This is a genomic window from Nioella aestuarii (assembly GCF_050896395.1).
GTDB classification, from domain to species: Bacteria; Pseudomonadota; Alphaproteobacteria; order Rhodobacterales; family Rhodobacteraceae; genus Nioella; species Nioella aestuarii.
On record NZ_JBPBBA010000003.1, the window covers coordinates 36,939 to 50,024 of the forward strand.

General features: G+C 60.0%; 11 protein-coding genes. 7 read left to right on the plus strand and 4 right to left on the minus strand.

Going from position 1 to position 13,086, the window contains the following annotated elements; genetic code table 11:
• Window positions 1–33: 33 nt before the first annotated feature.
• Both ACROHD_RS03065 and ACROHD_RS03070 read left to right on the plus strand, forming a co-directional pair.
• Complete coding sequence (locus ACROHD_RS03065) at window positions 34–825, plus strand: alpha/beta fold hydrolase (RefSeq protein WP_432675859.1); 792 nt, start codon at window positions 34–36, stop codon at window positions 823–825.
• A 58-nt stretch (window positions 826–883) separates the two neighbouring features.
• The gene (locus ACROHD_RS03070) at window positions 884–1,675 is read left to right on the plus strand and encodes a DUF2189 domain-containing protein (RefSeq protein WP_432675860.1); all 792 of its coding nucleotides are present in this window, start codon (window positions 884–886) and stop codon (window positions 1,673–1,675) included.
• Between the two features lie 64 nt (window positions 1,676–1,739).
• On the opposite strand, the gene ACROHD_RS03075 is transcribed toward ACROHD_RS03070, so the two are convergent.
• From ACROHD_RS03075 to ACROHD_RS03090, 4 genes are all read right to left on the minus strand, one after another.
• Window positions 1,740–2,276, minus strand: coding sequence for a bactofilin family protein (locus ACROHD_RS03075; protein WP_432675861.1), 537 nt, complete (start codon window positions 2,274–2,276; stop codon window positions 1,740–1,742).
• On the minus strand, window positions 2,266–3,606 hold the full coding sequence (locus tag ACROHD_RS03080) for a DUF5930 domain-containing protein (protein ID WP_432676016.1): 1,341 nt from the start codon (window positions 3,604–3,606) through the stop codon (window positions 2,266–2,268). The genes ACROHD_RS03075 and ACROHD_RS03080 overlap by 11 nt, the downstream gene beginning before the upstream one ends.
• A 179-nt stretch (window positions 3,607–3,785) precedes the next feature.
• A complete protein-coding gene (locus ACROHD_RS03085; RefSeq protein WP_432676017.1) occupies window positions 3,786–4,601 on the minus strand; it encodes a ferritin-like domain-containing protein in 816 nt (271 codons plus the stop codon).
• Between the two features lie 20 nt (window positions 4,602–4,621).
• Window positions 4,622–5,083 (minus strand): peroxiredoxin, encoded by a 462-nt coding sequence (locus ACROHD_RS03090; RefSeq protein WP_432675862.1) that lies wholly within the window; start codon window positions 5,081–5,083, stop codon window positions 4,622–4,624.
• A 121-nt stretch (window positions 5,084–5,204) separates the two neighbouring features.
• On the opposite strand from ACROHD_RS03090, the gene ACROHD_RS03095 reads away from it, so the two are divergent.
• From ACROHD_RS03095 to lpdA, 5 genes are all read left to right on the plus strand, one after another.
• The gene (locus ACROHD_RS03095) at window positions 5,205–8,471 is read left to right on the plus strand and encodes a YhdP family protein (protein WP_432675863.1); all 3,267 of its coding nucleotides are present in this window, start codon (window positions 5,205–5,207) and stop codon (window positions 8,469–8,471) included.
• Window positions 8,468–9,544: a tRNA preQ1(34) S-adenosylmethionine ribosyltransferase-isomerase QueA gene (gene queA, locus ACROHD_RS03100; protein ID WP_432675864.1), complete on the plus strand. Its 1,077-nt coding sequence runs from the start codon at window positions 8,468–8,470 to the stop codon at window positions 9,542–9,544. The genes ACROHD_RS03095 and queA overlap by 4 nt, the downstream gene beginning before the upstream one ends.
• Window positions 9,545–9,621: 77 nt before the next feature.
• On the plus strand, window positions 9,622–10,923 hold the full coding sequence (locus tag ACROHD_RS03105) for an MFS transporter (protein WP_432675865.1): 1,302 nt from the start codon (window positions 9,622–9,624) through the stop codon (window positions 10,921–10,923).
• A gap of 38 nt (window positions 10,924–10,961) precedes the next feature.
• Window positions 10,962–11,552 (plus strand): DUF924 family protein, encoded by a 591-nt coding sequence (locus ACROHD_RS03110; RefSeq protein ID WP_432675866.1) that lies wholly within the window; start codon window positions 10,962–10,964, stop codon window positions 11,550–11,552.
• 135 nt (window positions 11,553–11,687) lie between these two features.
• Window positions 11,688–13,082, plus strand: coding sequence for a dihydrolipoyl dehydrogenase (gene lpdA / locus ACROHD_RS03115; protein WP_432675867.1), 1,395 nt, complete (start codon window positions 11,688–11,690; stop codon window positions 13,080–13,082).
• Window positions 13,083–13,086: the final 4 nt, after the last annotated feature.

Here is a 13,086-nt window from a genome sequence, read left to right on the forward strand (position 1 = left end):
TTGCTCGTGTAGCAATGTTGCGGGGAGGGCGCGATGACATTCAGCTTTCTTGAACGCGGCAAGGGGCCGCCGGTTCTGTTCCTTCCAGGATCATTCAGCACAACGGCTGCATGGTCCGGGGTATGGGATGCGTTGCCCGACGGGTTTTGTCTTCTGTCGGCCAACTTGCCTGGCTACGCCGGTGCTGATGACCCGCGCATTGCTTCGGACAACTCAATGGCCCGGCTTACGGATTGGTTGTTCGGATGTCTCGATCAGATCGCAGAGCCCGTTCATCTTGTCGGCCATTCCTTTGGCGGGCAGATTGCGATTGCTGCCATGCTGCAAGATCGGCGCAATGTCCTTAGCCTGACAACCTTCGAGGCCAATCCCGTCTTCGTCAAACCATTGGGCCAATCTTTTCCCTGGTTAAGGGACGTTCAAGAGATCGCACCGCGATTGGCCCAGGCCCATGCGCGCAACGATGCGGATGCGGCAGGCATCGTGATCGACTATTGGACCGAAGCGGGCACTTTTGCCGCGATGCCGGAGCGGATCAGGGATTTCTGCAACTCAGGTGTCGCCACAAACCTGAGGGATTGGGACTCTGCGCGATCCTTTGACCCCGAGATATCCGCGTTTCAAGATATTGATCTGCCTGCAACTTTTTCCTGGGGCAGCAGGGCCAGCAAACCCATTGCCGATGCGTGCAGCGCCATTGCGAGGGAATGGCCGAATTGCGCCACACGGATCATTCAGGGGGCAAATCACTTTCTGATCACCTCGCATCCAGAGGATTGTGCGGCCGTCATCGTGGACAGAATTCGGGGTTGCGAGGCGGGATAATTTCTCTTGGCACGGTCAAGCACCTTCCCTTAGCATTTCAACAGGGGAGGACTTCGTGATGAGTGACACCAGCCAGGCTTTGCCCGCCGCCTCGAAAGTGCCCGAGGTCCGGCACATGGACATGGGTGACATCGGCTATGCTTTACGGGCCGGGTGGCAGGATTTCAGGCGCAAGCCGATGATGGGGCTGTTCTTTGCCCATATCTACGTGATCGGCGGCTGGCTTTTGTACATCCTGCTCTTTGTGACTGAACAGATCTGGCTGTCGCTACCCATTACCGTGGGCTTTCCGCTGATTGCGCCGTTTCTGGCCGTTGGCCTGTACGAGGTGTCACGTCGGCTGGAACAGGGTGACACGGATTTTCGGCGCAATGACATATTCGGCGTGGTCTGGCGTCAACGCCTGCGGCAATTGCCTTTGATGTCGTGGGTGATCATCGTCTATTTCCTGTTCTGGTCCTTTTTCGCCCATATGCTCTTTGCGCTTTTCATGGGGCCGTCGGTGTTGATGAATGTCAGCTCCAGCTATGCTTATCTGTTACAGCCTCAGGGACTGGTGATGCTGTTGGTTGGAACCGGGTTCGGGGCGGTGTTCGCGTTCGTCCTTTTTTGTCTGACGGCGATTTCACTCCCGCTCTTGCTGGATAAGGAGCTGGATTTCGTGACGGCCATGCTGACGTCGATCGCGGTCGTCAAACGCAATCCCTTGGTGATGCTCACATGGGGACTCACCATTGCGGCACTCACCTTCGCGGCGATGATCCCGGCGCTGCTTGGGCTTTTTATCGCATTACCGGTCCTGGGTCATGCCAGCTGGCATATCTATCGGCGCGCTCTGGAACACGATTGAGGCGCAAAAACGAAAACGGCCCCGCAAAACGGGGCCGCCATGAACCGTCATTCGCCGGATTTGATCAGGCTTCAGCCGAGCCGTTGGTGGCCGAGGCCACGGGCGCAGCAGCTGCGGGAACAGCGCGCTTGGTGCCGCCATTGGACAGCGGATCTTCCTGACGCTGAACAGAGCCTTCGAAATGCGCACCGCTTTCGATCGCGATGGTCTTGTGGATGATGTCGCCCTCAACCTTCGCAGTCGCGGTCAGACGCACCTTCAGGCCACGGACACGGCCCACGACACGACCGGTCACGACGATATCGTCGGCCACGATCTCGCCCTCGATGGTGGCGCCTTCGCCAACCGTCAGCAGATGGGCGCGGATGTCACCATTCACGGTGCCTTCCACCTGGATATCACCAGTGGTACGCAGATTTCCGGTGATCGTCAGGTCAGAGCTGAGTACGGATGCGGGCGGTTTAGGCTTGTTCGAGGTAAGGGGCATTGAGCTTTTATCCGAGGATCCTGCCTTGGGGGCATCTGCCCCGGTTTCGGGTTTGCTATCAGCGGCGCCAGCCTGTTTGGGGCCGGGTTCATTGATCTTTGACTTAGAAAACATCTCTACCTGCCGTGATGTAGTTCATGGGATTTCGGGGCGTATCACCGGTGCGAACCTCATAGTGGAGATGGGGCCCCGTAGACCGTCCGGTGCTTCCCATATCACCTATGCGATCCCCGCGCGAGACCCTTTGGCCTTCCGTCACCCGGATCCGGTGTAAATGCGCGTAGCGGGTTTCGAAGCCGAAGGCGTGCTGGATGACGATGATATTGCCATAGCCGCTCTGCCGTCCGGCGAAGCTGACGACGCCATCGGCGGTCGCATGGATGGGCGTGCCAGTGGGGCCAGCCATATCGACACCGGTGTGCAACCGGCTGCCGCCATTGAACGGATCGCGGCGGTAGCCAAACGGGGAACTGAGCCGGTAACTGGCGAAGACAGGACGGGAAAAAGGCAATCTTTCCGCGACCATACGGTGAAGGTTCAACATATCAAGCTGCGCCAGAACCTCATTCGCGCGCAAGGAAGCCGTGTCGGGTTCTTCGCCCCTGGTCGACATCGTGATCGGCATCAAAGGGCCACCCTGGCCGTCATAGCTGGCACGCATCTGGTTCACCAGATCATCGGTCGACAGACCCGCCGCAGAGAACATCCGGTCAAGCGGTGCCATCGACATTTCGACAGCATCTTCCAACTGCGCGAAAATCCGCTCGTTGCGTTCATCGGCCAGGGCCTGGGTGAATTCCAGCTCGTCGATTTCTTCTTCGGCGCTTTCCGCGATCTCGAACGCGTCGTCTCGCTGCGCGGCGGCTCGGGCAAGCGCCATGGTCAGATATTCCAGCGTGCGTTCAAGTTCACGCTGGCGACCAGCGGCGGTCTGGACCGATCCGTTTTCGGCCTCGATCTCGGCGAGCAGAGCGGCGGTCTGTTCGCGTGCCTCATCACGCTCTGTCATTACCCGGCGCAGCGTGGTCTGAATCACTTCAACGGCGGTTTCCAGTTCGCGGCGGCGCTCTTCCGAGGCCAGAAGCCGTGATTGCATCGCCGAGACTTCGCCCATGGCCACCGCGAACCGTTCCTGGCTGGCCTGAGCCTCTGATGCGCGGGCATCGCGTTCTTCGGACATGGCGTTCAGGCGCTGTTCATACGCCACCTGCGCCCGTTCCGCCTGTTCGCGGACCCCGCCAGCACTGATGGAATCGATCAGGAAGATTGCTGTCACGATCACGGTCCAGCCAACGAAAAGAGAGCTTCCCGTCAACATGATGGCCTGCGTCGCAGGACGCAGACGCACATAGCGCATGCCCTGGTCGGATTTCAGGAAAAGCCGCTGCTCCGGCAAATACCGTTCAAGCGCACCGTTGAACCGGTCAGTCAGGCGTGTCTTCACGTCGCTGTGCCCCATTACCCTTGTCATAGCCAAATGCGCCGTCCTGTCCCCACAACCCGTCGCACCGGTAAACACCGAATTAGGGGAAAGCCTCCCGAGGCTCAAACCTTTTTCTGCATGGCTGTGGATAAATGGGGCAATTCGCCGGTTTTTGGCGGGTTTTTGCCCATGTCACTGGGTCAGCCCACTGATCCGGATGCAGACAAGGGCCAGTAGAAATCGGGCGGCAACCCGGCCTCGGCGCGTTTTTCTTCGTTGAAGGGCGGTTTTAGCGGTCCGTGGAAATAGGTGCTTACCAGGCGGTGAAACTCGTCCTTGGGGTCGATGTCATTGCGCCCGCACAGAAAATGGAACCATTTTGACCCATAGGCGACGTGGTGAACCTCTTCCGAATAGATGACTTCCAGCGCCGCAACAGCCTCCTGTGCAGCAGGATCACCGGCCTTTCGAAACACCTCGATCATGCCGGGCGTCACGTCCAGGCCCCGCGCCTCCAGCACCATAGGCACTACGGCCAGCCGTCCCATGATGTCCCCGGCAGTATCCTCTGCCGCGCGCCACATTCCTGCGTGGGCGGCCAGATCGCCATAGAAACTGCCCATGCTCTCAAGACACGCGCTGACCAGCTGGAAATGCTTCGATTCCTCGTCTGCCGATTTGACCCAGTCGTCAAAGAAGCCAATGGGCATTTTTATCCGCCCGCCAAAGCGCGCGATGATATCCCAGTGAAGGTCCACGGCATTGAGCTCGATATGGGCAACCGCATGAAGCAACGCCTTGCGTCCCTCCGGGCTTCCGGGGCGGCGCCGTGGAACATCGCGCGGGTCCAACAGGGCGGGTTGCGAAGGACGGGCAGGGCGCAAGGGTGGGTCTGCGGTGCCGATCTCGATCGCGGGCGCATCGCCTTTGCGCGCGGCAAACCATTGTGCTGCATAGCGACGGCTGAGATCTGTCTTTTCCTTTGCATCGGCGGTCTCCAGAACCACCGTTGCCATTTCCGCAAGGCTTGAAGAAGTCACAGCGCCTTCACTGCCTCCAGCACCTCTGCGGCATGACCCGCCACTTTCACCTTCGGCCAGACGCGAGCCACCACGCCACCTGCATCAATCAGGAACGTCGCGCGCTGGATGCCCATGCTTTTCTTTCCGTACATGTTCTTTTCCACCCAGGTCCCATACCGTTCGCACAGATCACCTTCGGAGTCCGAGACGAGGATCACGCCAAGATCATGTTTGGTGATGAATTTTTCATGTTTGGCGACCGTATCCTTGGACACGCCGATCACCGTCGCACCCGCCGCTGCAAATTCCGGCAGGAGGGTCGTGAAATCATTGGCTTCCGTCGTGCATCCTGGCGTGTCGTCGCGCGGGTAAAAGTAAAGCACGACTGGACCGCCCTTCAGGGAAGATAACGATACGTCCGTGCCGCCATCGCGGGGCAGCGTGAAATCAGGGGCGTCTTGGCCTGCTTCGATCATTGGTCTCTCCTTGTTCATCGGCGGGAATCTGCTTTCGGCGATTTGCAAGCTAGGGTAAATCCGGCGAAGATAAACCCTGAAACCGACCGTATCCCTTCGGCAGATCGAGCGCGCATTACGCATGTCAGACACCGGCCCCGACCCAGAGCCGCGCCGCCCAAGGCGACGAGGCCCGCTGCGCTGGATCCTGCGCGGGCTGACGCTGGTCATCGTGCTGGCCGCTGTCGGCATCCTGTTGCTTGCCTTTCCCCCTAGCGGCCGGTCTGTGCCCCTGCCAGACTGGTCGCGGGCCCGGATAGAAGCGGCCATCGATGCCACGATGCCGGGCGGGCATGTCACATTGGGTGAGGTGGGGCTTTCCCTGTCGCGCGGCAACTTGCAACCACGCATCCGGTTTATCGACATGCAGCTTAGCGATGGCGACCGGCCGCGTGTCGTCTTCCCGGTGCTGGAGGTGGAGCTTGACCGCGCCGCCGCGCTCAGGGGAGAGCTACGCCCTCGTCAGGTCTCTGTCGGGGGGGCGGGTCTGCGCATCCGGCGCGATCGGGACGGAAGCTTCGATCTGGCCTTTACGGGCGCAGAGACCGGTGAGGCGCGCGACCTGTCCCAGACCCTCGCGGGCATTGACCGGATGTTTCAGCAGACGGTGTTTTCCCGGCTGCTTCGGGTGGTGGGCGAAGACATAACGCTTGTGATCGACGATGCCCGCAGCGGGGAAACCACGCGGATCACGCAGGCAACACTGGCTTTGGTGCCAGAAGAAGACGCGCTTGTCCTGTCGGTCAGTGGACAGCTGGAAGGCACTGAAGACAGCACCATCGAGCTAAGCTTCAGCCGCCGGCCCGAAGCCGGAGAGACCGAATTTGATGCGGCCTTCATCAATCTCGACAGTGCCGATCTGGCGTCGGCCTCAGACGCGCTGGCCTGGCTCTCGCTTGTCGAGGCGCCCCTGTCGGGACGGCTGTCCACGGTTCTGTTCGATGACGCGACGCTTGGGACACTGTCCGGTGCGCTAGAGGTCGGGGTCGGGCAGGTGGACCCTGGGGGCGGTGTCGATCCGATCCCTCTGAACGGGTTGAACCTGGCCTTTGACTATAACGCCGCCAACGCCCGAATGTGGATTGAAGAGTTCACCATCGACGCCCCGGCGTTGACGGCCCACGTGACCGGCCATGCGACACTGCTTGAGGGGCCGGTCTATGTCTCTCAGCTGCAGGTCAGTCATATCATCGCTGATCCGCCGGGGGTGTTCGAAGCACCGGTCAGCTTTGACGGCGGTGCGATTGATCTGCGATTGCAGTTGTTTCCGGTGGTGGCCATCGACTTCGGCCAGGTGGTTTTGTTTGATCAGGGGCTGCACCTGACCGCTCGGGGCCGGGTCGCGGCAGAAGAGGCAGGGCTTGCCGTGCGCCTCGATGCGGAGATCCCGGAACTGGATGTGTTGCGTGTCACGCCGCTTTGGCCCGTTTCGCAGATCCCGAATACCCGTGACTGGCTGGTCCAGAACGTCATTTCTGGAACCGTACAAAACGTCCATGCCGGTCTTCGCATCGCCCCGCAGACAGAGCCACAATTCGGCTTGACCTTCGATTTCGAAGAGGCAGAGGTGCGTGCCATCCGCGAAATGGCCCCGATCCAACAGGGGCGCGGCTATATGGATATTTCACGGAACGTTATGTCCCTTTCTGTCCATGAGGGCTTTGTCACTGCGCCCAATGGCGGGCGGCTTAGCCTTGGCGGCAGCAACATGCGCATCGAGGACACGCGCATCCGTCATTCCCCGGCCACGTTCGATCTTCAGATCGGCGGGCAGGTGTCATCCGTCCTGACCCTGATCGGCGCGAACCCCTTCAACCTGCTCGATCAGTTCCCCTATGATCCCGGCACGGTCGCCAGCGGTCAGGCGGACCTGGACGTGTCCCTGGCGATGGAAATGCGGCCGCGGATCGCCCCGCAAGACGTGACCTTCCAGATCGCTGGCACGCTGCGCAATGTGCGCTCGGAAGAGTTTGTACCGGGCCGGGTTTTGCGCGCGACTGCCCTGGAGATCATCGCTGACAACTCCAACCTTTCCATCAGCGGTCCTGCGCGTCTGGATGAGCTGCGCGCCACGGCAACCTGGAGCCGGGCGCTCGGCCCCGACAGCACGCCCGCCAGCCGGGTCGAGGGCACCGCCACCCTGACGCCAGAGGTGCTGGCAGATTTCGGCGTGGTGTTGCCGGACGGTATGGTGCGAGGGCAAGGGCAGGCGGCGTTTGACCTTGCGCTTGATCGGGGGCAGCCGCCGCGCCTGTCCGTGACATCCGACCTTGCCGGAATTGCGCTTGCCATCCCTTCGCTCGGCTGGTCGCTACCCGCGGATAGCACCGGACGACTGGAGGCGGAGCTGATCCTAGGCGAAACGCCGGATGTCCCTGTGCTCGATATTTCCGGGAACGGGCTCACCATGGCCGGATCCGTGCAGATCAACGAGGAACGACAGTTTGAGCGGCTTGAGGTGTCACAGCTTCGCGTGTCCGACTGGCTGGACGTGACCGGTTCGCTCGTGTCCCGTGGCCCGGAACGCAGCCCACAGATCAACGTCACAGGCGGTACGGCAGACCTTAGGGGGTTGCCATCAAACGGGGCAGGATCAGGCGGGCAGGGGCTTCCTCTCAATATTCGGCTGGACCGGTTCGAGATCACCGACAGTATCTTTCTGACAGACCTGCGCACCGAACTTTCCGGTAGCCTGATCAGCGGCGAGTTTCGCGGCCTTATGGGCGGGGTGGTGCCGGTCAACGGCTCTATCTTGGGCGAGGTCGAAGGCACCTCAATTCGGCTTCGGTCCAATGATGGTGGTGCGGTTCTGCGCGCGGCGGGCATTTATCCAAACGCTTATGGCGGCGTGATGGATCTCATCCTAAGGCCCCGCGCAGGCGAGGGCCATTATTCGGGCCTACTGACCGTCGACAATCCGCGTCTTCGCAACGCGCCTGCTTTCGCGGAGCTTTTGTCGGCCATCTCGGTCGTGGGTCTTCTGGAACAGATGGTCACTGGTGAAGGCATCGGCTTGGGTGACGTAAGCGTTGCGTTCACCCTGTCGCCCAGTGTTTTGTCTATTCAGGAAGGCACGGCGCTTGGACCCTCCATGGGCCTGTCGCTTGATGGCGTTTATGACCTGCGCTCGCGCTACTATGATTTCGAGGGCGTGGTATCACCTTTATATGTGGTCAACGGGCTGGTCGGCGGGTTATTCACCCCGCGCCGCGAGGGGTTGTTCGGATTCACCTACCGTCTGACTGGCACACCCGAGGACAGTAGCGTCTCGGTCAACCCGCTTTCGGTGCTGACCCCCGGTATCTTCCGGGAAATCTTTCGCCGACCGCCACCGGAGCCTGCTGAATGACCCTCGACGATTTCGATTTCGACCTGCCCGAGGGGCTGATTGCAACGCGGCCTGCCAAGCCCCGGTCATCTGCACGGCTACTGCATGTCGCGGGCAATCTTATGCAAGATTTGCGCGTCTCCGATCTTCCGGGGCTTCTGCGCGAAGGCGATCGGCTGATCCTGAACGATACCAAGGTGATCCCCGCGCGGCTCTTTGGCCAGCGCTGGCGCGACAGCGCACAGGGGCGGGTTTCGGCCAAGGTGGAGGTTACGCTTCTGGAACCGCAGGCCGATGGCAGCTGGTCGGCACTGGCCAAACCGCTACGCAAACTGGCGCTTGGGGAAACGCTGCAATTCAGCGACGAGTTGTCCGCCGACGTGGTCGGGCTGGAGGCTGGGTTGCGACTGCGCTTCAACCTATCGGGCAGCGATTTCGACGCGGCACTGAACGAGGCAGGTGCCATGCCCTTACCGCCCTATATCGCCGCCAAACGTCCCGCCGACGCGCAGGACAAGGAAGATTACCAGACCATCTGGGCCCGCAATCAGGGCGCTGTTGCGGCCCCGACGGCATCACTGCACTTCGATGAGGCATTGATAGAGAGCCTGAGAAGCAATGGCATTCAGTTCACGTTCGTGACGCTCCATGTTGGGGCAGGGACGTTTCTGCCAGTTACGGTAGAGGACGTGACCACTCATAGAATGCATGCCGAATGGGGTGAAATAACGCAGAAGGCCGCCGACGAAATGAACGCAACCCGTGCCTCGGGTGGCCGCATCATCCCGGTCGGGACCACGGCGCTTAGGCTTATCGAAACTGCCGCAGCTCAGGACGGGCAGATTCAGTCCTGGCAGGGCGATACCGACATTTTCATCTATCCCGGCTACCGGTTCAAAATCACCGATGGTTTGATGACCAATTTCCATCTTCCCAAATCAACCTTGATGATGCTGGTCTCTGCGCTGATGGGCTTTGATCTTGTAAAAGATATCTACGCCCATGCCGTTGCCGAAAAGTACCGATTCTTTTCTTACGGTGATGCGTCGCTGCTTTTCCCCGAAAATGACGCAAAAGGCTGTTACCCTGCCTGAATAACGTCGCTTTTTGGCGGTGGCGGTTCCGGCTGCACTGTCATAAGGACCGGAACGACGAGCGGTGGAGCAGCGCCATGAAACAGGTCATCGCAAGTGCGTGGGCCATTCTCCTCGGGTTGATGCTCTTGCAGGTTGGCAACTCTCTGCAGGGCTCTCTGATGGGTGTGCGCGGGGGGATCGAGGGTTTCACCACTTATCAGCTGTCGCTGATCGCCTCCGCCTATTTCCTCGGTTTCCTTGGTGGATCAAGACTTGCGCCCTACATGATCCGGCGCGTCGGGCATGTGCGTGTTTTCGCGGCGCTCGGGTCTTTCATATCCGCCGCGCTGATCCTTTATCCCGTTCTAACCGATGCATATGCGTGGATGGTGCTGCGGGTGATCATCGGCTTTTCCCTGTCCGGCGTTTACGTGACCGCGGAAAGCTGGCTGAACAACTCGGCCACCAATGAAACGCGCGGGCAGGCATTGTCGGCCTATATGCTGGTGCAGATGGTCGGGCTCGTGCTGGGGCAGGGGCTGTTGAATCTCGGCGATCCCTCGGGCTTCGTGCTGTTCATTATTCCCTCGGTTCTGGTCTCGTTGTCCTTCGCGCCGATCCTGCTGGCCGTGGCGCCCACGCCCGCCTTCGAAACCACGCGCCCGATGAGCCTGGTCCAGCTATACCGCAATTCACCTCTCGGCTTTGTCGGCATGATCCTGATGGGTTTTGTTTTCTCGGCACAGTTCGGAATGGCTGCGGTCTACGCGACGCAGGCAGGCATGTCGGTGCGCGAGATCTCGATGATGGTCTCTGCGTTCTTCATCGGCGGTATCGTCTTTCAATATCCGATCGGCTGGCTGTCTGACAAAATGGACCGCCGGGTTCTGATTTTCTTCGTCGCGCTGGCCGGTGCGTTTTCCGCGCTGATCGGGTACTTGTTCGAGAACACGTTTGAGGCAGTGCTGCTATCGGCACTTCTGACCGGTGGCTTGGCACAGCCGATGTATGCGCTGCTCATCGCCTATACCAACGACTATCTGGAAACGCAGGATATGGCCGCCGCGTCCGGCGGTCTGATCTTCATCAACGGGCTTGGCGCCATCGCGGGTCCGCCTGTCGTTGGCTGGCTTATGGGACTGACAGGGCCAAGGGGGTTCTGGTTGTTCCTAGCTATCACCCTTGCCGTCATGGCCGTCTATAGTGGTTGGCGGATGACACGGCGCCAGTCGGCCTACGCCGCAGAGGCGGAGGACTACGACGCGGTACCCTATTCGCCGATCATGCCAACCGCATCCATGGTCGCCGTTGAAACCGCACAGGAACTCTACGCCGAAGCCTCGGAAGAAATGGCCGAGAGCGGCGAATCGGAGGAGCAGAGGCCCACAGGGACATAGCCCTGGGGTTTTGAGGCAGAAGGAAGGAGAGCACTGCCATGACACAGCAATTTGAGGATGTCCTGACATTCTGGCTGGAGGAGGCCGGACCGGACAAGTGGTACATGGGCGGCGAAGAATTCGACGCAGAGATCAGGGAAAGGTTTCTGCCACTTTGGGAAGAAGCCGCAGCCGGCAAGCTGAACGATTGGACCAGCCATCCGCGAAAGGCGCTGGCGCTGATCATCGTGCTGGACCAGTTTCCGCGTAATATGTTCCGAGGTGACGCGAAAGCGTTCTCGACCGATAGCAAGGCAAAAGCCGCGGCCTGCTATGCGCTCAAGCAGGGGTGGGACGAACGGTTCGATCAGCCCACACGGCAGTTTTTCTACCTGCCCTTTATGCATTCCGAAGCGTTGACCGATCAGGATCATTCCGTTCGTCTGACCTGTCAAAAGATGCCAGATGAGCGTGAAGACAAGCTTCCTCATGCGATCGCACATCGCGAGATCATTCGCCGCTTTGGCCGGTTCCCCTATCGCAATGATGCGCTTGGACGGACAAGCTCGGACGAGGAAAAGGATTTCCTTGCGAACGGCGGTTATGGCAAAGTGGTGGAGGAGGCCCGCGCCGCCGCGGTTTGTAAGTAGTTTAATCGTTAAGCTGATATCCCTTCCGGCGTGGTAGATCTGCGTTGAGCGCAAGGCTGTCCTGCCCCCCAGGACTTGCTCTGCGATCAATAATGGTTTAACGTTAAACAAATTTCGACCGGAGGAGTGGACAACGTGGCGGCACAATCTTTTGATACGGTGGTGATCGGGGCTGGACCTGGCGGGTATGTAGCGGCAATCCGTGAAGCACAGCTTGGCCAGAAGGTTTGCATCGTCGAACGTGAACATATGGGCGGCATCTGCCTGAACTGGGGCTGTATTCCCACCAAGGCGCTGCTGCGCTCGTCCGAGGTGTTCCACCTGATGGAACGCGCCAAGGAATTCGGCCTGAAGGCCGACAATATCGGTTATGACCTTGATGCTGTTGTCAAACGCTCTCGTGGCGTCGCCAAACAGCTGTCCTCGGGCATCGGTCATCTGATGAAGAAGAACAAGGTCACGGTGATCATGGGTTCGGCCACCATCCCCGCCAAGGGCAAGGTGAAGGTCGAAACCGACAAGGGCACCGAAGATCTGACTGCCAACAACATCATCCTTGCCACCGGTGCCCGCGCCCGCGAATTGCCGGGGCTGGAGGCGGACGGAAAACGCGTCTGGACCTATAAGCACGCGCTGGTGCCGCCGCATATGCCGAAAAAGCTGCTGGTCATCGGATCGGGCGCGATCGGCATCGAATTCGCCAGCTTCTACAACACGCTCGGCGCAGACACGACCGTGGTGGAGGTCATGGATCGGGTGCTGCCGGTGGAAGACGAGGAAATCTCGAAATTCGCCAAGAAAGCCTTTGAAAAGCAGGGGATGAAGATCCTGCAAAAGGCGATGGTCAAACAGCTCGACCGCGCGGCCGACAAGGTGACCGCCCATATCGAAATCGGCGGCAAGGTCGAGAAGCACGACTTTGACACAGTGATTTCCGCCGTGGGCATCGTCGGCAATGTCGAAGGGCTGGGGCTGGAGGCGCTCGGCGTCAAGGTTGACCGGACCCATGTTGTCACCGACGAATACTGCCGCACTGGCGTCGACGGGCTTTACGCCATCGGCGACATTGCGGGCGCTCCGTGGCTCGCCCACAAGGCCAGCCACGAGGGTGTGATGGTCGCGGAACTGATCGCGGGCGGCAAGCCCCACCCGATCAAGCCGAATTCCATCGCGGGCTGCACCTATTGCCACCCGCAGGTGGCCAGTGTCGGCCTGTCCGAGGCCAAGGCAAAAGAAGCAGGGTATCAGGTCAAGGTCGGTCGTTTCCCGTTCATCGGCAACGGCAAGGCGATTGCGCTTGGCGAACCCGAGGGGCTGATCAAGACCGTCTTTGACGCCAAGACCGGCGAGCTTCTGGGCGCCCATATGATCGGAGCGGAAGTGACCGAACTGATCCAGGGCTATGTCATCGGACAAAAGCTGGAAACAACCGAAGAAGACCTGTTCGAGACAGTTTTCCCGCATCCCACGCTCAGCGAGATGATGCACGAAGCCAGCCTCGACGCCTATGGGCGTGTGATCCACATGTGATCCG